The sequence below is a fragment of the Indolivaga macrotermitis genome, assembly GCF_900128985.1.
GTDB lineage: Bacteria > Bacteroidota > Bacteroidia > Bacteroidales > Dysgonomonadaceae > Dysgonomonas_A > Dysgonomonas_A macrotermitis.
In genome coordinates this window covers 1-23547 of the sequence record NZ_FQUC01000025.1, presented here as the reverse complement: position 1 = coordinate 23547, position 23547 = coordinate 1, and the positions used below count along the sequence as shown (strand labels likewise).

At 37.6% G+C, this 23547-nt stretch carries 10 protein-coding genes; all 10 read right to left on the bottom strand.

Annotated features, from left to right (window positions below; all coding sequences use genetic code 11):
- Nucleotides 1–2: 2 nt before the first annotated feature.
- Nucleotides 3–2429 carry a glycoside hydrolase family 95 protein gene (locus tag BUC12_RS19105; protein ID WP_062184795.1) on the bottom strand — a complete coding sequence of 809 codons (2427 nt, stop codon included), beginning with the start codon at nucleotides 2427–2429 and terminating at the stop codon, nucleotides 3–5.
- A 7-nt stretch (nucleotides 2430–2436) separates the two neighbouring features.
- Nucleotides 2437–5103: a hypothetical protein gene (locus tag BUC12_RS19100; RefSeq protein WP_062184792.1), complete on the bottom strand. Its 2667-nt coding sequence runs from the start codon at nucleotides 5101–5103 to the stop codon at nucleotides 2437–2439.
- A gap of 2 nt (nucleotides 5104–5105) precedes the next feature.
- Entirely contained in the window at nucleotides 5106–6737 is a 1632-nt protein-coding gene (locus tag BUC12_RS19095) for a GH39 family glycosyl hydrolase (RefSeq protein WP_062184788.1), read from the bottom strand.
- Nucleotides 6738–6797: 60 nt separating this feature from the next.
- Complete coding sequence (locus BUC12_RS19090; RefSeq protein WP_062184785.1) at nucleotides 6798–9068, bottom strand: beta-galactosidase; 2271 nt, start codon at nucleotides 9066–9068, stop codon at nucleotides 6798–6800.
- Nucleotides 9069–9375: 307 nt separating this feature from the next.
- A complete protein-coding gene (locus BUC12_RS19085) occupies nucleotides 9376–11187 on the bottom strand; it encodes an IPT/TIG domain-containing protein (protein WP_175552654.1) in 1812 nt (603 codons plus the stop codon).
- A 26-nt stretch (nucleotides 11188–11213) separates the two neighbouring features.
- Nucleotides 11214–13160, bottom strand: coding sequence for a RagB/SusD family nutrient uptake outer membrane protein (locus tag BUC12_RS19080; protein ID WP_062184779.1), 1947 nt, complete (start codon nucleotides 13158–13160; stop codon nucleotides 11214–11216).
- 23 nt (nucleotides 13161–13183) lie between these two features.
- Nucleotides 13184–16387: a SusC/RagA family TonB-linked outer membrane protein gene (locus BUC12_RS19075; protein ID WP_062184775.1), complete on the bottom strand. Its 3204-nt coding sequence runs from the start codon at nucleotides 16385–16387 to the stop codon at nucleotides 13184–13186.
- A 174-nt stretch (nucleotides 16388–16561) separates the two neighbouring features.
- Nucleotides 16562–20620 (bottom strand): hybrid sensor histidine kinase/response regulator transcription factor, encoded by a 4059-nt coding sequence (locus BUC12_RS19070; RefSeq protein WP_062184772.1) that lies wholly within the window; start codon nucleotides 20618–20620, stop codon nucleotides 16562–16564.
- Nucleotides 20621–21346: 726 nt separating this feature from the next.
- Entirely contained in the window at nucleotides 21347–21772 is a 426-nt protein-coding gene (locus BUC12_RS19065) for a glycosylhydrolase-like jelly roll fold domain-containing protein (protein ID WP_062184767.1), read from the bottom strand.
- A 233-nt stretch (nucleotides 21773–22005) separates the two neighbouring features.
- Nucleotides 22006–23547: conjugal transfer protein MobC (gene mobC / locus BUC12_RS19060; RefSeq protein ID WP_073357346.1), on the bottom strand; the 1542-nt coding region annotated here is incomplete at its 5' end.

Sequence of the window (23547 nt, the reverse complement as noted above, 5' to 3'; positions counted from 1 at the left end):
CTTTAATAAGTATATCTTTCTATCAGGTATTCTTTTCCCGGTTCTGTTATTACATCGTATTCAAATACTTTATATAACATTGGCATTTCTATTGTAATTTTATCCGACACCAGTGGTTGTTTTATTTCGGCTATCGGAAATAGCGGATTAATATTGTTTCCTTTGGCATTTTTTAATCCGTCTCCCTTTAATGGAGTAAAAGATCTTAGCCTAAGGTTGCCACCTTTTTTTGACACTATTTTTGCAGACGAAAGTTGTCCGTCTTCCCATTCAATATCAACCTCAAAACCACCACGAGCGCATAGACCTTTCACCTCCCCGCTTTCCCAATAATCGGGTAATGCTGGTAGCAGATGGACTGCTCCGTCGTGACTTTGTAAAAGCATTTCCGCAACGCCGGCGGTATAACCAAAGTTACCATCTATCTGAAAAGGAGGATGTGCATCAAACAGATTCGGATAGGTTCGCTCAGAGATTAGGTTCGATATAATCTTGTAGGCATGGTTGCCATCCTGTAAACGAGCCCATAGATTGATCTTCCAACCGATAGACCATCCAGTGGCCTTATCGCCCCGGTATATCAGGGATCTCTTTGCAGCCTGAAAAAGGCTGGGATGTGTATAGGGAGATATCTGATTGCTTGGATATAATCCATACAGATGCGACACATGTCGATGTTGGCTTTTCGGGTCGTCAACGTCTTCGAGCCATTCTTGTAACTGATTATACTGACCAATTTGCATAGGAGCCAAACGTCCGATCATATTTTTCAATCGTTGTTGAAAATCACTGTCTATATTTAGTGATTGAGCTGCCAATAAGGTATTGGATAAAATGTCAAAAGCTATCTGATTATCCATCGTAGAGCCGGCTGTTGTAGTCCATGAATTATTTTTTTCATCTCCATGTGGACCATGTTCCGGTGAATTAGAAGGGACTGTTACAAACCATTTGTAGCGAGGATGTTCTACGAGAAAATCAAGAAAAAAATCCGCCGAGCCCTTCATTACCGGATAATATTCTTTCAAGAAGTCTTTATCTCCTGTGTAAAGATAATGTTGCCAGAGATGCTGGCATAGCCAAGCTCCGCCATTGGGCCACATTGCCCAAAAAGCCTTGTCGACCAGGCCTGTCGATCGCCATATATCGGTATTGTGATGTAGTACCCATCCTCTAGCATTATACATTGTTTTGGCTGTCTGCTGTCCAGAAACAGATAATTCTTTTAACATCTTAAAGAGCGGTTCATTCGTTTCGCTAAGGTTGGTCACGTCTGACGGCCAGTAATTCATTTGCAGGTTGATGTTTACCGTATATTTCCCATCCCAGGGAGCCAGAGGTTTATCATTCCATATCCCTTGCAGATTGGCAGGTTGTCCACCTGGTTGTGAACTGCTGATTAACAGGTAACGCCCATAATTGAAAAGGAGGGAAGTTAAGCCTGGATCGTTGTCCAAATGAAAAGATTTCAAGCGTTTGTCTGTTTCCCTATTATAACCCTTCGATTGCCCCAGATTTATTTGTACCCTGTCATATTGCTTCCGGTACATTACTATATGATCATTCAATATTGTGTCATAGGCTTTATTCAAGGCTTTATTTAGTAAATCAGTCGCTTTTTTATGAGCGTTTCCGCTTACATTCTCGTAATTGATAAAATTTGTGGCAGCTGATATATAAACAAAAGCTTCGCTGGCGTTTACCACCTCAATATTATCCGCATTGACAGTCACCTTGCCATCTGTTGTTTTTATGAATGTTTGATTTTCGAACTGTACGACACCTTTCACTCCCTCATGCTCACTGCCAACACCAATTAGTAATAGCCTGTTTCCGTCTTTTTTTACGCTAAAACCCGACATCGGTGAATTATATGAGGCTCTGAATTTAAGCCCTCCTCTTTGACTGGAAGAGATTTTCATTACAATTATATTGTCAGAAAATGAAGATAGAATCTCCCGTGTATAAGTTATATTTCCCACCTTATATCTGGTCATAGCTACCGCTCGTGACAAATCAAGTTCACGGTAATATTCAGTATAATTTTCATGTCCCCCGAAGTCCAAGAAAAGGCTGCCTATAGTCTGATAGGGCATCCCGTTACGTGGTGTCTTAAACTCTTGGTCTATCATGTTTTGGGCTTCCATATTCTTGCCTTCGAAGACTAATTGACGGACTTTGGAAAGGGCTGGTAAAGCAGCAGGATTATCATTACGATGAGGGCCTCCTCCCCATACAGTTTCTTCATTTATCTGAATCTCTTCCCGCAATGGTGTCCCATATACCATACCCCCTAAACGTCCATTGCCCACAGGTAAGGCTTCTGTCCATTCTTTAGCCGGAGCAGAATACCAAAGTCTGGTTTCTTGCTGAGAATAAGTAAATACTGTATATAAAAAAATTGAGAAGAATATTATTTGTCTTTTCATGATGTCATTAAAATCCACTTAGTTTCACATTATATCCCGCCGGCATTTCCTGTACTTTGTTGTTTATAGTAATCTTTACAGGTTTATCCGATGAATAATAATAGATGCCATTGTCTGCTCTCAATTCTGCGGATGCATCGCCTGATAAAGATTCAATTATATATTTGCCATAACTGATCGTATAGCCTTTTCCCAGATAGAGAGCTTCGAAACCTTTTTTATTAACAGATACAATTCCAAATATGCCTTTAAATGAGATACCTTTTATCGGTGAATGAGTTTTTTCATTAATGGAACTACATATATATTGCCTGCTGTCTTTTGATTCTACCAAAAGACTGATAAAATCGCCTTGCGCAGCCATTTCTGAGACTTTTTGTACCGATCTTTGTCCTTCATTATAAGGTTCAAAGACCCCAATAAAGGGATTGTCCTTTGCATTATTGTTGTTCTGACGCACAATCAGGCTCGGGGTGGGTTGAGGGCTTTTATTTACATCTCCTGGTGTTATATTATTTAATAATGTTGTGGGAGGCGCATCCATCGTGTAGATTGTCCTATTTTTCTGCCCAATCATCCACATTTCCATCTTAATAGCCGGAAAAACGGTTGTAATATCCCATACGGCACGAAAATCGCCGGTGTGCATTGATTTTTTAATGTTCGCGAAATAACTATAGGCCGCATTATATACTGTGTCTAAATCATTCACAGATTCTTCTTGCTGTATCCTATTTCCTTTTATGTCATACAACTTCATTTCATTCCCCAGATTATGGTACAGATAATCATTGTTGGGCTGATCGGACCTGAAGATATCTATGTAATATCCTGTTATAGGGGATGTACGTACCATAGCCACCAAACGTCTTTTTTCATCAGCCGAAACATCAGCGAATGAATATGATTCGGAAATTGTATTCTTATTGGTAAATTCATCGGATGCGACAAACGGATCCATCGCATTGACAACTATTTCTCCAGCTGTATAGCCCGGAAGTATTGTATTTGATCCGGTTGCAGATTGGTGGTATTTTGCATCTTTACTCCAATAAGATTCATAAGCAGCTGCATCAGGAGCCAGCGCCCAACCTTTTCCGTATAACTGCATCGCCAAACCGTTCGGGGAGAGGTGCTTTCCATTTTCTCCACCATACAAGGTGAACATTAATCCGTTTTGTTCATCGTTCCGGTTCTTCATTATTAAATGACGATGTACCGGGGAATATACCACACGGTTGTATGGTAGCATGGTACTATCGGTTTCAGGTAACGGCTGATTAAGGCATAACCCAACCCAATCGGTTTGGGTTCGGCTATATTGTCCTGAATCAATTCCTTTTCTAATTATTGAAGCTACTTTTTTTGCATTTTCCAGATCATTTACCCAAGTATAATATGTAAGTAAACGCTCAAATGTGTTATAACTAAGTGGTCCTCCTCTCATATCACCAAAAACAACTAAGTTACCTCGTACATCGAGCCAGTTCAGATTAGCCAAAGCTGCTTTTTGAATCATCGGATAATCTGCAATGGTATTTATTCCACTCCTATATATTGGTAATGCAAGGTTGACAAGTGAGCCAATTGTTCCACTCGCATACCCTGGAGCCTCAGGCCATAATCCGGTAACAGGGTCGTACACTTTCAGTATATCTGGCAACGCATCGTGATATTCCGTCGTATTTGTAGTATAAAAAGGAAGATAATAATCCATTCCTTTACCATCGGCATAATAAGTATTGTTTTCCAACACTAACATACTTCGAAGAATAAGGTCAAATCCGTTTACATTCCAGTTCCCGGTTCTTCCACCACGTACTAAACCTATGTCAATAAATCGTTTAAAGACCTCGCTACTTATAGAGACTACATCTTTTCCTATTACAGATGATTGTCTGTCAGGGTGCTCGACTAAATAATCAAATAGTAAGTCGTAGATTCCAGTCAAATAGACTTGCAAATCATCGTGTATCTGCTCATAATCATAATAACCAAGAATTCCTCCCGGTTCATATCCTCCTACACCTTTGGATGATTTCTCAGGATCGAGAGGTGGGTTCATGTAATAAATGCCAAGTATGCATTTCCAATAAATGTCAGATGCAAATTCTGCATATTTGTCTTCTCCCGTTATCCAGTATACAAAGGCCGCTTTTTCGGCCAGCGACAGAATCTCTTTGTTGTTGCCTCTTATCATATGTCCCGATTCTTTGTATGGGACCAAGACTGGTTTTGCTGTCGGATTCGAACGGCTTAATCCCATCATATCTCCGGTTTCGTTGTATGGTATACGTTCATCCAACGGAACATTGTTATAGTCATTCCATTTGCGCATACCTGGCAAACGGAGGGTTGGTACAGGAGCATTTCCTGTACCATAGTCCCAAACCTCATTTTTTAGATAACATTGTGTAAATCTTTCCCCCTCTTTCCAATACATGGCTATACGTGAAAGTATCCATTGCGGATCGTTTTGATGTCTATCTACATAAACATCAATTCCACCTCTTATTCTTTGCCATACTTTACCAGCCCATTCTTCATTCTGAATCTTCTTAATTATTACAGATTTATCATCATTACTCACATAAAGACAAGGATGGGATTTGCTATCTTTTGAGTAACAGACAAAAGGTAGGAAAATTAAAAAAGTTAATATTATTTTTTTCACGATTATAATTCTTTAATCAAAATACAACACCAAGGAGTAAGTTCACGTGAGAAGGTTAAAGTTCCATCCTGATCGGTTTTTATCAGTTCTTTTTTAGTATCCCATGCTTTCTGCTTTAATAGAGCAGTTTCCAGTCGTGTTGGCGACTGGGGGGAATTGATTTCTTTATAGAACTTGAAGGCATTACCATTGTCTTCATCTAGTATCTCCAGCTCGAATATTGAATTAGGCTTTAGATTTCTCAATTCTAAATTTATATGCCTAGACGAAGCGTTCATGTAATTATCCGCATTTTTGGCAGAAGGTACGGTCTCGATATATTCATCCGGATAGTTATAAGCCAATGCTGTTATCTTTCCATTGCCGGAATGACGGCTAACAGTCAAAGATGTAGCATTCCATAATAACTCATCACCTAGCTTATTGAGCATACGATAAGCATGGAATGAAGGTTTAACAATTCCCTGAAAATTAATCATGCCAAAACCACCGTGAAAGATTGATTCACCTCCGCCTTTTTCCTCAAACACATCTGTAAATGTCCAATACATCAATGAATTTACTAAGTTAACACATTCCAGGTTAGATTGAAGGATATATGCTGCAGGCGGTAATAGATCGTGCATTTTATCCCGGCTATTAGGACTTGTACTCCATTCCGTCAAATGAATTTCCGCATCTGGGAACTTACTATTTGCTAATGTTTTTCGAAGCCAATTGATATCATCCTTGAGAGAGTGTACATAACGAATCGCATCTTTGCTGCGTCCGGTCTCCGGATCTAAAGCGTAATCAGTAGGGTAAGGATGAGTAGAGATAAAATCGACAGGAAGTTTTTCTTTTTCACAATAACGAAGAAAATCTTCAATCCAAACACCTTCCCACTGTTTGGAATTAATTACATCCTGTGAATAAAAAATTGATTTCGAGTGATCCATAATTTCTCCTTTGTGGCGCTCATCTGCTACAAAGTTACTGGTTGCCGGACCTCCAACTTTCAGGCGGGAGTCTATCGATTTAATAGCATTGACAGCTTCTTTGTATAAACGGAAATAATCACTTTTAGTTCCATGAAAAAATGCACCTGTTCCTGTTAGGTTGGGTTCGTTCCAAACTTCAAAATACCATGCTAATACTTCGTTTATCCCGTATCTGTCAACAACATGTTGAGTAAAGGCATAGATCAAACTATACCATTTATCAAAATTATTTTTATCTACAGATACATTTCCTTTCCACCAAAATTGAGTTTTACTGTTCTTTGCCGCAATACTTTGAGGGAAAAAGCCTAATTCAACAAATGGTTTTACACCCGCGTCAAGCATCCGGTCAAATACTTCATCAATATACTGCCAGTTATAAACGGTCTTACCATCGGGTTTTTCAAAACAAACAAACATATCATCATGAAACAAACCATGCATACGAACATATCGGAATCCACAATGTTCTTTTACCAGAGCCAAGTGCTCTTGCCATCCCGAACGAAGCCCTTCGTTAACCCTGCCAGCACCTACGCCGACACTCCAATAATGGTCTAAAGGTGTTCCTTTCGATTTAACGTCGATTACTTGGGAAGAGAGTGATACTCCATATAATATCATTATCAATAAATATAAAATTCTTTGTTTCATGCTTATATTGTATTTTTTGTTTTCTGTTATTTTTAGAATTTAAATTTTTTATCGTATTATTTATGGTCTAAACTCGCCAACTTCATAATCCGGTTGGATCTCTATATTTTTCAAATATGAACCATTATCAGTTGGTCTTAAGCTTATTGTTATCGCATTTTTTTCTCCATTGCCAAATGTCAGCCAACATTCAGGAAGAAAAAAAAGTTCTTGCGGTCCTTCTTCCCAGTATCGTCCGATACAATGCCCGTTCAGATAAATAAATCCGTTTCCTTTTGCTTTTATTTTCAGATGCCATGGAAACCAAATCTTTTTTTCTTTCTCTGGTAGTTCAAACGAAAAATGATACCATGTCAACAGGTTATCAGAAACTATATTTTCGTCTGCTCCGATCGAGGCTATATGCCATTCCTTATTAAGAATAAAATTAGAGGAAGAGTACATTAACCCTTTTGATTTTTCATCAGCAATAAATTTTAAAGGGATGGCTTTGCCATCAACCTTAACCCATTTTATTCCATTTAACCAATGTTGTTCTACTAACAGGTTAGTATGATGATGTAATCCTCTGTTTTCAAATAAAAGAAGTGCTTCTTTTTCATTGGAAGGCATTCTGAAAGTAATAGTTTCCTGATCTTCAGAAATCGGCTCTAACAATTTGCCGCCAGTAGAGACAAGTACTACATCTTTTTTACTCTTGTTTATTAACTGATCTCCTATCCGCCCTATTACAAATTCTTTTCCGGCGGGAACATTAATCCGATAATATACAAAATGACGGTCATATACACCATATCTATCTATTGTGATATCAGGTTTTAATGTTTTCCATTCGGATGAAGCAACATCAGTTCGTTTCCATATTTTACTCGGTTTAATAATTTGAGGCAAGTATGCCGGACGGGGTATAGGTACCGATAGTTTGGGATACCATTCCCCCTCCCTGGAGTCTGTTGCTCCCGGAGGTAAATAAAATATTCTTGAGCCAAAAGGTTCCAGTTCGTAGCTGAAAGCTATTTGATCTCCATTTTCTTCTTTTATCAGTATTGTTCCATTATGGCTTTTTGTACGGTCTTCTGTCCGAATAAAATAATAACGGCTTCCATCGGCCGAACGTCTCATTTGTACTTCTACCGTTGAATCAGAAACGATCGATTCTGTTTTTTGCAATTCGGAACGAATAAGCCGGGCTCCGTGGTCTTTTAACATCGACCCGATCCCACTCATACGACGATATTTTTCATTAACACCACCATTCTCCTGAATTGCCGCAGCAAAATCATAGGTGCTTGTTGTTTCGCGTGAAGCCCAATCATCGAAGTTTGTTCCACCACAAAGCATATAATAATTAATAAGGCTGTAGCCTAACTGGATAGTATATAATGTCAGGTTCTGAGTTTGAATTGCATTTACTCCTTCTTGGTCTTTTCCAAGTATTCCTCCGACCTCTGAATACCATCCGCCTTGTAGTTCTCCTGTCATTAGGGGAGCATTAGGCTGATCGTTTTTTTGCCTTGTAGTAAAACGATCCATATTTTTGCGAATATCCCATTTAGGATATTGATTTACAAAATCAAAAACTCCTTTCAAAGGACCTTCTTGTACATTACGAGACTGTGTTGTCCAACACGTAAATATCGGAACCTCAATACCTCCATCACGGGCATATGTCACTAATTCTTCGAGGTATCCACGTTTCATATTGTTAGGTAATTTCAAACGTTCATATTCATTTTCTACCTGAAACATAATGACTCCCGAACTACCAGCTTTTTTCCTTGTAATCTGGTGTGGAGCAACAATCTTTGTAACTGCGGCATACCAATGCTTGTTCCACTTTAGAAATTCAGGATCATCAGTTTGCAGCCACATTTCCTCTTGTTTTGGTATATCAGGGCGCTTAGACGCTAACCATTGCGGAAATCCTCCGCCGTCCCATTCTGAGCAGATGTATGGACCTGGGCGTATGATGATATAAAAGCCAAAATCTTCGGCCATTGTCATCCATTCTTCCAGTTCAGATAAGTCTATATTCGAGTAATCGTTCGCAGAAGATGGCATCCGGCGCTCATGATAGTTCCATGGAACATAAGTTTCTACACTATTGAACCCTGCTTCTTTGATCTTACGAAAGCGGTCTGCCCACAATTCTTTGGGACAACGATAATAATGGAATGCTCCACTGTAAATAAATGTGTCCTGTCCTTCTATCTGAAGGCATCTTGAATCATAGCTAATACGCCCAGGAAATGGGAAATCGTTATCTCCTGCAGCCCACGATTTATGAATAAGGCCTAATAATACTATAGATAATAGGATTAATTTTTGCATAATTGAATCATTTCAATGTTATCATTACTCTGTTTAACTTTTCATCCGATGATGCCCCTCCAAATAAAATTTCATAGTTTCCCGGCTTAATAGACATCGAATTGTTACCGGTACCAAACCACCATTAAAAGTCTGTCGGAAGGCTAATCTCTACATTGTGGAACTTTCCCAACCTTCAAGTGTATATGTTTTAAAGCTTACAATATTTCTAATAGCCTATTAATATATTGATTGTAAAGTAATAATATCATAGCCAAAAGGTTGACTTCAGGCTATGATATGTATAAAATAGAATTATAGACCTATATCAATTTCCTGGCTTAACAATATCAAAAGCTCCAATAGGATTGCCTTCCAATATTTTCAGGTCATCATAACGGATGGTACGGTCACCTCCAGATGAAACATACAATCCCCACTTTCCTCCAAGATAATCGGCAACAGGATTGTCTGGCGTCATAGTCCCATTTAGTGTATTATCATCAATCCAGTTTCCAAAAGCAAAATTGATAGGGCCTGAATCAAACGTAGGACTAGCTTCTGCTATATTGTCGCCCATCCATACACGGATAAGCCCTTTACTATTTCGTCCTGCCTTAAAATAGAGAACTATAGGTATCCATTTACCCCATGTCAATGTTCCAACTTCACGGTCTATTGCTGCAGATGCAGCAGCAGACCCCCTATAAGTAGCGACCAACTTATTTTGATTGATTTTCAAATGTCCAGCCCAAGTATTGGCATCTCCGCTATTGAAGATCTGTGCTATGATGGAACCATCAACATTCGTAGGGAATTTTCCTTCCGGTAAGAATATTTTAAAGCCATACCAACCATCTGTTGTTGTTTTAAATCCACACACCAATTCGCATCCTCTTCTTTCACGTCGATCATCTGCGTCTAAAGCCGCCTGATTATAATAGAACTCCGCATATTGATCCACAACCTTAATATAATTAGGTTCCCAAGCCCAAGATGCTGAAAATGGGAGTAATGTAGTACCGTTATTAAAATCATTCTGGTAAAGATTATAACCTAAATTATTTTCACCCTCCACATCAATACCTTCAACACTTTGGTCTTCGGCAAGAACTATTTTTATTTCATTTACATTAGCTACCCACGAAGTCCCATCAGCAAGGAAAGTAGCTTTCAGATAATATTTAGTTCCTGCTTTCAGAATAAACGCTCCATAATTATGTTGTTCAAATTTACTCCAACCTTGTTTTGTGACTTGTTGGGATAGGGAGTGGTCAAGCATTTTTTCGCCCAAAAGGAGAGCGTCTGTGCCTATATCTACGTTTAAATAAGTCGCATAAGTCTGATTTGTAGATGCCATAAGTGAAGCATTGTATTTAGCGCTGACCGGAACAGTAAATTCATAAATAACATAAGCGGCATCTTTAGTTCCGTCAATATAATTTTCAGGATTAGCAGCAACTTTTATTGTGCCAGATGTAGTTACATAATCCCAAAGATTAAGTATGATATCGTCTACATGAATTGTTCCGACTGTAAAATTAGGACCGGTCACAGTTTGTGAACCTTCAAATGTTAGTACAACAGGCCCTGTTTTTGCACCTTCCGGAATAACTACATCGATTGCAGTATTAGTAGCAGATGTGGCAGTACCTAAAGAGCCATTAAAGTCAACTTTGATTTGAGATATATCTACATTCTGGAAATTACTACCGACAATAGTTACTGTTTCGCCAGGTAATCCCAAAGCTGGTTGAATAGCTTGAATTCTGGCTCCGGGAATACAAGTAAATTCGTCCGTTGTTTCAACATGATTTTTCCATACCCACAAGGTTAGCTTGCCGGTTACTCCATTATTTGGTACTTTAACTTTAATTTCGGTATTAGACCAGCTTACATATTCGGTAGCTTCTATACCTCCAAAATAGACGCGACCAACTCTTTCGGTACGCTCACTACCGAACTCAGTTCCTGTAATAGTTACTATGGAACCCGGAAATCCTTCTTTATGACTAATGTCTGCTATGACAGGAGCAGGATATTTACTGTATGAGCTATTGTCATCATCACAAGCTGTGTGTAACCCGCTTGTAAGACATAACAATGTAAATATGGCAAAATATTTAATTATATTTTTCATCTTATTCTTTATTAAGTTTTTAATCACTACCATTCTGGATTTTGAAGTAATTTAGGATTCAATTTAATTTCATCCGTCGGGATTGGTTGTATATAATTCTTTTTAGCAAACTTACGATTAGCTTTGTGCTCTACGATCAAAGCTCCTGTTTTAGTTGAAGTATAAGCAGGATCTTCATAGCCTACTTCGAAATTTACTATATTTCCGGCCCAAACACTAGATGAATATACATTGACTCCAGTCACCGGATTTTTCATATTTACTAAATACGAATCAGTTCCTCCATAATTTACATAAACTCCACATCGTTCCTTTCCTAGTACCTGTTCTGCAATACCCCAACGACAAAGATCTCCGATGCGTTGGCCTTCTCCATAAAGTTCTAATGCACGTTCACGCCGGATTTCGCCTAAGAAAGTCATATTACATCCCAACAATTGAGCTTTGGCTATCAGTGCTGCATTCAAAGGGGCAATACCTCCTCGGGCACGCACTTTATTTATCGACATTTCCAGATCGGTATCAGATATAATCCCATTCCCTAATTCACAAGTAGCTTCTGCATATATCAGATATATTTCGGCTAAGCGTATGTGCATATAATCCATTGCTTCATCGCCGGCAGCTCCCAAAGTGCTTAATTCGCTACAAAATTTACGGCCACGTGTACCAAATGAAGAGTTTGTTAATAGGTTTGGACAATACTGGTATTTATTCGCCGATAGCGAATAAATATCGGTTTTATAATCTGCTCCTGTACCATACATACCCCACCCCCAAACATAGTCTAAGGTTTTTGGGTGACATGCCGTTAAACGATAATCCCGATTTTCAAATTCTTCATTCATAGATGTGTAACCTTTAAATAGTGGGGATACGTGAACGGGCAATCCATCTGTACACAAATACATATCCATCAGTTTACGTGTCATTTTCACAGGCTCGCTGTGAGTAAGATTCATCTGTGTTTTTTTATTGGTATGATTGTAAACCGTACGGAAAATAGTTTCTTTATTATTGGCTTTAGATACTCCTGTAGGGTTTGAGTTTGATTCCTCCAAATTAAATAAATAGAAATAACTTGTATGTGCATAATAATCGGGATTGGCTGATTCCGAAGCACTTTCCACTCCTAAAAAAAGTTCGAAATTATCATTGCTCATAACATCAGACGAAAGGTTTTTGGCCATTGTTAGAAAATCTGTAACTGATGGGTAGTTTTCGGGAATGGCTATACCGCTTCCGGCTTTAACGCCATCGCCATTCGTAGCATCTGCAGAACCAATTCCATTATATTTTTCCCATGTGCCTTCAAATAAGCAAACACGGGCTTTAAGAGCTTTCGCAGCATCGACAGTGACATGTCCGTCATTTTTAGTAGAAGTCACAGTAGTACTTTTTAATTTATCAATAGCCACATCCAGATCATCTAAAATAGCCTTTATCGTTTCATAGCGTGAAGCTCTGGGGCCCCACACAATATCTGAGTCGGTAGTTGGTGTTGACATCATGAGAGAGATCCCGCCATAACGCTTCAGTAAAAAGAAATGGTGCCAAGCTCTGAAAAAGTGTGCTTGTCCTACCGAACCAGCAATTTCATTCGGATTGGAATAAATCTGACCTTTCTCTATCAACTGATTGCAAGCACGGAGCCATTGATAAGTTTTAGTATAATATGTATCAGATGTTTTTGCAGCATTAGTGCCGCTAACAGCATCATTTCCTGCTATATTTAAGTCTGTTCCGTAATCGAAATTTATAGCATATACATCGTTTGCCGAGGTTCCTGCGCTAACAAAGGCATATATATTGGCATGCAAATTATCTGCCGCAGCCTGAAATTGTTCCAGATTGTTGAAATAAATAGCTTCTGTTTGGGAGTCAAGTGGTTCTAGATCTAAGAAGTCATTAAGACAGCTTGTCATTAACATAGTTGTTACCAATGAGCATATTATTATTTTATTTGCTTTCATATTATTCTATATCTAAAGTTTATTTAAAAAGTTAAATCAATGCCAAATGACACAGTGCGCGCATAGACGTCTACATTACCCTGTGCTGATTTGGATTGCGCTTCTGGGTCATATTCATCTGCCACATTAGAAAATTCGAATAGGTTATCAGCCGATATGTAGAAACGGAGATTATCTAGTCCAATCTTTTTTACTATTGTTTTGGGAAGAGTATATCCGACAGAAATGTTTTTTCCACGCATATACCAACAATCCATCACATTGATGTCATTATACATACCATAATTCCACCATGAAACATTGCCGTTCATTGACAGAATAGGGAAACGGGCATTTGTGTTGGTTTCTGTCCAAGTCTCGGTCAAAAATGTCTTATTCTGGTTCATCCACCAACTACGGAAAGGACCTTCTAGATTTCCGGTACGGATCAGGCTTTGTTTACCAACTCCCTGAATGAACATCGAGAAATCAAGGCCTTTATACTTAGCTCCCAAATTAATTCCAAATTGGTAATGAGGATTTGCATCACCATAATAGTAAAGGTCATCTGTTGTTATTTTACTATCATTGTTTAAATCCACTTTTCTTACAGACCCTGGCCTTAGTTGGTTATTGGTGCCTTCCACAGGAGCTTCGGTTCCCGATCCGTTAATAGTCTTATAATATTCAGCAACCTCTGCTTCGTTCTGAAGATAACCATTGGTTTTATAGACATAGAGTGCATTCAGGGGTTTTCCTTCAATAAAAGCATTGCCTCCTACCTGATTGTTATACCCTTTTGCTATTGCAATAGCTCCTTTATAACTTGTGATTTTTGTTTTAGCATCAGATAAAGATAAGCCAACATTGTATGAAAAATCTTTTCCTATCTTATCATACCAGTTTAATTGAAGTTCCCAGCCATTGGCTCTGAAACTCCCACTATTGGTTTTAGGTGCTGAAGCACCGAGTGTTGCAGGATAAGATATAGAGATCAACATATCGTTATTGTTTCGGATATAATATTCGAAAGTTCCGCTCAGCCGATTGTTTAAAGTTGCAAAATCAACTGCGAAGTTTGTTGTAGCAACTCGCTCCCATGTTCTGTCGGAAGAAGTCATAGACGATATCCATGCGGTATTATGTTTATCACCTGCATAACCAAAAATGGTACTCCCCGTACCTATCGTGGAATAATAATCATATTCACCAATACCCGCTTGTGCTCCGGCTTCACCATAAGAGGCTCTCAATTTCAAGTTGTCAAATACTCCCCAATCTTTCATAAAACCAAATTCCGCTAGACGTATTCCTCCTGACACTCCGAAAAAATTTGACCATCTGTTTTCTTTAGAAAAACGCGAGGATCCATCCCTTCTGAAAGTTCCTTCTAACAGATAGATAGCTTTGTAATCATAATTTAACCGACCTAGCCAAGATACCATCCCAACTTCATTTCTCCCTCCTGTCGCCTGAGACGTAGTTACGTCTCCCAGATTTATATCATCTAATCCATCAACAGCCATACCCGACCTATATTGATAATATTTTTCATAATGATTTTTTTCACCGGTCAGACCAGCCATAATACCTATATTATGATCTTCAAATTTTCTATTATAATTAAATATGGCATTGTAAGTCTGATAAAATGTTTCAATCAGTGTATTTTTCACCCAAAGATTATCATTTGAAGATATTGTTTTTATAGCTCCAGATCCCAATGAATAATCTGGATACCCATCGGCAGACGCGGTTTCTCCGGCCCAGTCATATAAAGTTATACTCGTTTGTCTTTCTATTTTTTTGTTATTGCGTATTCGAAAGTTTGCAGAAGTTTGGAAAGACAGGCCTTCAATGAGTTTATTCAGAGTCAAAGTCAGCTTTCCTCCCAGCCGGAGTATTCCTTCTGTATTATTTGTTCGTCCTCCTTCTACTAGTTTTGCTACAACATTATTTCCACCAAAAGTATCGTAGAATTGCCCATATTCGTTGTACATCGGAAAAAGATACATGTCTTGCAGTCCCTGACCAACACCCTGAGTAGGAGTACTAGTAACCCTCTTATCGTAAGCGACATTAAATTCAGTTTTTACCCAGTCATTTATTGTATAATCTAAGTTGGTCCTGAAATTGTATTTTTTTTGCCCGTCATATACAACATCTACTAATGAACGGTCATTAGCATACCCCAAAGAAGTTAATATTTTCACCTTATCACTACCTCCGCTAATAGTTACATTATGAGCTTGTCCCCAAGTTGTTCCATATACAGCATCGAACTGATCGGCATACGGATCTAATATCTTATAAAATCCACCAACCATTCCCTCGATTCGTTCCCCATTGGCTAATGCACGCCATGTTTCTTCTGGCCAGCCTAATTTCCAGTCCCAAGTGTGATCGGCTCCATATTTATAGTCATTCTCTACCGCTTTGACTAACATCTGAGACCATTCTTGTCCGTTTGCTGCCGGAAAGCGATTGCCGACAAAATTCACATGCACACTTCCTGAATAATTAACTTTCACTTTGCCTTCCTTGCCACGCTTAGTAGTTACTAAAATTACACCAGCAGCAGCTTTTGTCCCGTATATTGCCGCAGCAGCATCTTTTAGCACCGAAATGCTTTCCACATCATTCGGATTTATTTGCGACAACTCCCATTGGTAGGCTTCTACTCCATCAATTAGAATCATAGGGTTATTTGCATCATTATTTACGGAGATACCACCTCGTAGGGTTATTGCGGTACCTTCATTTCCTGGACGGGAGGAAGTGCGGGTAATAGTCAATCCGGGGATAGTTCCTTGCAAAGCCGATGCCATATCCTGTGTGGCCTTTCCTGCTAATACATCTTCACCTCTGACTTGTGTCACCGATCCTGACAATGTTTCTTTTTTCTGTACTCCATATCCGACAACAACAATTTCGCCCAGTAGTTCTGTGTTTTCTTTTAATACGATCTTGAGGTTAAGATTTGTTCCTATAGGAACTTCCTGTTTTTGGTAACCTATATAGGATACTACAAGAATACCGTTATCGGGAGCCTGAATAGAAAACTTACCGGATATATCGGAAATAGTTTGAACAGAGGTTCCTTTTACTGCGATACTGGCTCCAATAATCTCTTCCCCTTTTTCATCCGTAACTATCCCTATGATTGTTTTTTGTTGGGCGTATGCACTTGTAGTACATAATCCAATCAAAAACAGCAAGAGACAAAATTTGAATCTGTTTACATTCATGATAATTATAATTTAAAGTTCACAATTGAAATAATCTGAAAACAAATATATGTTATATGATAATTAGCGAATAGGATATTTTATCTAAAATCTTTGGGTAAATTATCCAAATCTGGCCATAAAAAAACAGGACAAACATCATATTGCCCTGTTTTTCAACACTATGCACAATGATCAGTCTTTAGACTTAGTATCTATTCTATATTGAGTAGGAGTTTTTCCAAAATCCTCTTTAAAATATTTATTAAAATATTTTATATCATTAAACCCTACCATCCAAGCTATTTCTGATATATTGTATTGACTTATCTGTAACAGTTGGGCAGCTTTTTTCAGACGGATAGACCGAATAAAATGGTTAGGGGTTTGTCCTGTGATGGATTGGAATTTGGGATAAAGGCTGCTTCTGCTCATCCCTAAATCTCCACTAAGATCGTCGTTGGAATAATCTGGATTGTCAATATTTTTTTCTATTAACAAAAGAGCTTTCTTTATAAATTCTTCATCCAGAGAGGTAGTGGTAATGCTATCCGGCTCTACATTTAAAGTATTTTGAAAAAGTTTTTTCCTCTTATTTTGTTGCTCTATCAACATATCAATACGTGCCTGAAGTACCTTATAATTGAACGGTTTTGCAATATATGAATCGGCTCCGGCTTTGTAACTTTCTATTTTTGCTTCATCAGATAATCGAGCAGTTAATAAAATGATGGAAATATGCGATGTTTGGATATCGTTTTTTAGTCGCCGACATAGTTCCAAACCATCGACTTTCGGCATCATAAGATCGGATATAATAAGATCCGGATTTTTCTTCCGAGCCATTATTTCTCCTTCTTCACCATTTGAGGCTTCTGATACATTAAATTGTTCATTTAACTGTCCTACTAAAAATTGACGAAATTCGGTATTGTCCTCTACAACCAATATATTTCTTTTTTCTTTTTTCTCTTTATGTTGATTATTTTGTTCAGATATTAACTGGGTCTGTAGTCTCTTATCGTCTTCCAGATCAGTTGGTATTAATACCGAAAAAGTGCTGCCCTTGTTTACTTCACTATTTACTGTAATATATCCATCATGCATTTCTACATATTCTCTCACCAAATGTAGTCCTATTCCGGAACCAATCATTTTTGATATATTATTGTTAGACTGATAGAAACGTTCAAATATGATTTGTAATTCTTCTTTGGGAATACCACACCCGGTATCAATAATTGAAACTTTTATATATTGCCGTCCAGAGTGTTCTTCCATTCGGATTTCGGTTGAGATATATCCACCTTCTTTCGTAAATTTGAAAGCATTTGAATACAAATTATTTAATATTTTTCTAATCTTCTCTTTATCAAACCACATAAATACCTGATCAATATCATTTTCAAAAGTAAATCCAACAGACTTATCTTCTGCAATTTCTTTGAAAGTAGCAAATATATATTCAGAAAATCGGATAATGTCATCAAAAGAAAGTTTTAGTTTTTCACCACTCATTTCCAGTTTTCTGAAATCTAATAATTGGTTTATAAGTTCAAGCATGTCTTCGGCATTTCGGTAAATAGAGTTTAGACTCTGCCTATCACGTTCGTCTTTTTCTTTTCTTATTAAGGTGCTCAGTGGGGTCATTATTAACGTAAGCGGTGTTCGGAATTCGTGACTGATATTAGTAAAAAAACGGAATTTCAGATCATCTAATTCTTCCTTTTGTTTACGGCTTTCTTCAACTTGTAGCTCTGCTAATCTTATTTTGTATCTTTTGCTATAATGGCGGAACACTACATATATAATGCAAATAGTAAGTAAAGTATAAAAGATATAGGCGTATTTTGTTGCCCAAAATGGGGGTGTAATGATGATTGATATTTCGGCAGGCTGTGTTCCCCATACTTTATCGTTATTAGCAGTATAAACAATTAGGTTATATTCTCCTGGTGCCAAACCTGTATACGTAGCGGTACCTATACCTGTAGTGGATAGTTCTATCCAATCTTTATCGTAATTTTCCAGTTTATACTTATAGTAAGTATGGGTAGGATTTACATAGTTGAGTCCGGCAAATTCAAAAGATATAAAGTTCTCATTATAATTCAATTTGATTTGCGTAGTGTTGTTAATCGGTTCTTTTAGAATCACGTGCCCGTTATACGAAATATCTTGTTTTATAACAGAATTGAAAAGTTTGAAAGTTACAAATACGGGCTTATTTTTGCTTTGATTATATTTAATCAGGGAAGGGTCAAATCTATTGAAACCATGAAATCCCCCAAAATATAAAATTCCATCTTTGGCTTTCAGAAAGGAATTCTCATAAAACCGTCCACTTTGTAATCCATCGTGAGTATCAAAATTCACTAAGATAAACTTATAGACATTAGTGTCAGAATTGTCTATCTGTATTTTAGAAATACCATTAGCATAAGATACCCAATACTCCCCATTATTATCTTCTACAATAGCTGATATGGAATTATTTGGTAACCCATTCTCTATATCAATTGTATACAATTTTTTGTATTTCTCATCCCAGACTCTTATTCCAAGATCAGTACCGAACCATTCCAAATTGCGGCTATCTTTATATATACAGTGATATACCGTACTTGAATTTTTAAATTTGGGATTCTTTTTGTCATCGTCAGGGACATATACCGAATCATCTTGAAAGTTATAATAGTAAATTCCAGAGAGACCGTAGACTATAAAATTCTTATTGTCAATCTGGTAAAATCCGTATTCATCTTTGTATTTCTGTATCTCGGGATGTTTATCTTGTAGCATCGTTATCTTACCAGTCTGCAGATTCAGTTCTCCAACTCCATTCTTGATACTTACCCAGTATCGTCCGCTATCATCCTCAAAGATAGCCCTCGATACATTTTGAAGTGGATTAGTATCTAGATCACTTGTTTGCCTATTGTAATTTGTTATTTTATTTCCGTCAATACAATAAAACCCATTGAGAAATGTCCCAACCCATATTCGATTCTTTTTATCCCGGTAAAGGGATAAACAAATATCATTAATTTGTCCACCAAAAGCTTTGCTTTTCTGTCCGGTTATAGGATTATAACGATAAAGTCCATTAGCCGTAGTGCCAATTAGTATAGTACCATCCTCATCTTCAAGAAAACAACGAACCGATTCATTACTAGTAAGTCCATTACTTTCCGATGTCTGTATCAGCTCAAATTTCTGCATACTCGGATGATAATAACATAATCCTTGCCATAAAGTACCAATCCAAGTACCATTATTCCGATCAACATAAACACTTTGTATGTCGTTGCTCAGTGTTCCTCCCTTATTCAGTTTTAAAGGAGATATTATTTCTACTTTATGAGTATGATGGTCAATCTTTCTTAGTCCTGACCAGGAAGTCCCAGCCCATACATTCCCGTTTATGTCAAGAGATAAACTTGTGAAAAAATTAGATGTTCCTTCTATTGTAGCAATCTTTTTAGCAGGGTGATGTGTTTTGTCGTAATAGAATATTACACTATTTACCATTATCCACAAATTGCCATCTACAGTCGGGCAAATGGAAATTCGATCAGTTATTTCTGATATTTTGCCCATAAATTGGGTGTCTTGAAATATGAATTCTTCTGATGTAGTGTCCCAGCAACGCAACAAACCACTGGAATACAAAATCCAACATAGATTTTTGTGCTGCGCTAATTCATAGGGAATGCCATATTCTTTAGTGAAAGAGCTATTTCCTTCGTCAATAATGGTCAATTCCTTTTTTATAATATTATATAACAAAAATGTATTGTCTTCGGTCAAAAACCAGTAATTCTTATCGTTATCGATAAAAAAGTTTTTCAATCTCGATTTTACTCCCATTGAAGCTAATTGGTCCTCAATATTTTCTTTTTTTATGAAACGATTATATTTCAGATCAAACAAGGACAAATATCCAGGCGATTTCATCCAAATTCGCCCTTCTATATCATAATACTCTTTAAAGAACCGAGTAAAACTCCATTGATAATCTTGTAATTTATCCAGATAAAAAGACTCGAATGTTGCACCATTATATATATTTAGGCTCGAAAGCGTACGGATAACAATACGTCCATCAGGCGTCTCGGAGAAACTTCGTATCTGATTGTCAGGTAATCCATTTACCACATCCATATGGCGAAATACGTACTGAGGGTATATTTTTTGATTAGAAATCAAAAAAGCAGATATAAAAACAATTATATATTTTCTGTATTCATTCATGATAATATAGTTTACAATAAATTACTTCATAAAAAAAAGTATTCTATTGATATACAAAATATTGAAATTTTCAAATAAAACCTATATAAGACAAAAATACAGAAACTGTATAAATAAATTAGGTATATAGTCCTATTCTATACACTATTTTATCCAAAATATCTTTATTAGAGTTTATTCTAAACTTATTACTATCATATCTGTTCAACCCCGAATTTGTAGCAAGTCACATAAAACCCCGGTTGTCTTTAAATATGCATTCCATCTGATTATTAGATAAACCGTCGGAATTATCTAAATGTGAAAAATTATAATTTGGGGCGTATAGTGTATATATTCACATAGTAATAAGTAAATTAGATTTTATATAATTTATATGCGTACCACTTTACTTATAATATATAAGCAATGACTGCCATACTATTTCTAAAGAGGCATTTCAGATAGCGATTGAAAAATATACAAACACAATATACAAAAAATCAATTTATAATGATATCTTGTTCGATAATCCTGACCCGCCCCTAACAAGCCGGCTGGTTCGAGTGGCGAGTTTTTACGATGGTAATACCAAATGTAAAATCCGACATGTCCTGCCGGTGGACGTTGCATGTTGTTAATAAACCATTCCGGAAAAGAATCCATTGCCCTTCCAAACTCTACACCTCTATCTTCTCCTCACTTAAAATCAGCGGGTTCTTGTTCGTCGCCAATTAAACGATTGACTCAATTATTCGTTACGGATACAATGATTTTTTTGTTCCTTGTTTTAAGCCAGGGAGTTATATCCTCTTTATAAGGCGGATGCCATAATACAGTTGCGTTTTCTCCATTTTCAATCAATTCGGTAATATCATTCAGTAGTCCTAAATCAAGTATAATACATTTATTTTTTTCTAACTGATATGCCTCAAATTTAATATTCTTTTTATAATGTGCTGTTCCAGAGAAGTATTTAATCCAATCTTCCTCTGATTGGCTGAAATCAGTTAACTGCTCAAACTCAATTTCAAACAGACGACTTAATTTAGGCACAAATGCTACCTGCCATTTTTCATCGGGATTATATACGTTTTCATTTAATATTTGGTAGTTTTTACTTTTAATATCCTCATAATCCGTTTTTGATTCATTCGGGAATATTACAAACACCGATTCGTTTGGCTCTAATTTTAGCTCTACGAAAATTGAACCGTTTTTTTCTTGCCATTTTGTTGCATTTTATTGTACCGTCTACAGCCTGCCATAATTCTGGTCTTTTTCCTGTAACAGGAAAACAGAGATAAAAATGAGTTAGTCCGACAAATCAAGAGTGTTCGATTCATCGACCAAATCCTCTTTACGGAGATAATGAAAAGCGTTGAGAGTAACGCCCGAAGGAATGGCTAATTTTTAATAAGGTGTTTCAAACTCTCATCATCCTTTATCCTTTTCAGTTCCTCCTTTACAATCTGCCCCACATTAGCTTTAATCCGGGTATAATTCTCCTGTATTTCCACTTCCATCGTATCAATGCCTTCCTCATTCATAAAGTCGGTTAAAACAGGGATTTTCTGATATGCCTTCGTCTCAGCCGCCACTTTCGCATTATCGACTACGATTTCCGCGTGGAAAATCTTTTGCTCGATCCGTTCATCGAAGTTATCCGATACAGCACCGACAAACATACCCTGTGTGAGATTCGATATTTTAGAAGGCGGAATCAGACTGTCCATCTGGGTACTGATAGAAGTTGATTTATCCTGCCTGTTGATAGTCATGGATTGACGCTTCTGCAATACTTTTCCGAAGCGTTCCGATAGTGTTTTGGCCGATTCGCCTACTACCTGACCCGAAAAAATATTGCCGACTGTATTTTGCACAACTTTTGACTCTTTATCCCCATAATCCCTATTGAGCTGCGAAAAATCCTGAAATCCCAGACAGACAGCTACTTTGTTACTCCGGGCAGTAGCAATCAGGTTATCCAATCCCCGGAAATAAATAGTCGGTAACTCATCGATAATAACAGAAGATTTAAGCATTCCCTTCTTGTTTATCAGCTTTACGATACGGCTGTTGTACAAGCCCAGTGCAGCCGAATATATATTCTGCCTGTCGGGATTGTTACCCACACAAAGTATTTTCGGTTCGTTGGGATTATTGATGTCCAGTGTAAAATCATTGCCTGTCATTACCCAGTACAGCTGTGGGCTTATCATCCTGGATAAGGGGATTTTAGCGGATGCTATCTGGCCCATCAACTGATCAGCAGCGCCTCCTTCCCAGGCGTCCATAAAGGGAGACAGGTAATTCTCTAACTGAGGATAAGAGGTCAAAATCGGGAATATATCCGCATATTTCTTATTCAGGAATTCTATGGCATGGGGGAATGTACAATACCTGCCATTTTCGTATATTTTGAGATACCAGATAATAGCCGCCAGCAGGATAATAGGTGATTCCACAAAGAAGTCCCCCTGCTTCTGAATCCACGTCTTGTTTAAATTTAACATTATGGTGTATGCACTTTCATACGCGTCTGAGATGTCTGTCATAAATTCGGGGGCAATCGGGTTACAGCGGTGGCTTCTGGACGGATTATCGAAGTTGATGACATAGAATTTCGGCGGGATTTTGTACTTATCCATATTCTTCAATAACTCGTTATAGGCTATGGTACTCAGGTCGTCGAACTTGTAATCATAGCAATAAAGGGCGAAGCCTTTGGATATCTGCTGCTTGATAAAATTATTTACTATGGCGTAGGACTTACCGCTGCCCGGAGTCCCCAACACTATTGTTGCCCGGAACGGGTTGACAACGTTTATCCAACCCTTGTTCCACTTCTTTTTATAGAAAAAACGGGTCGGCAGATTGACCGAATACTCGTTCTCCATCAGGCGTGTTTCCTGCATAAAGGATTCGTTCTCCGTATTGAAGACATC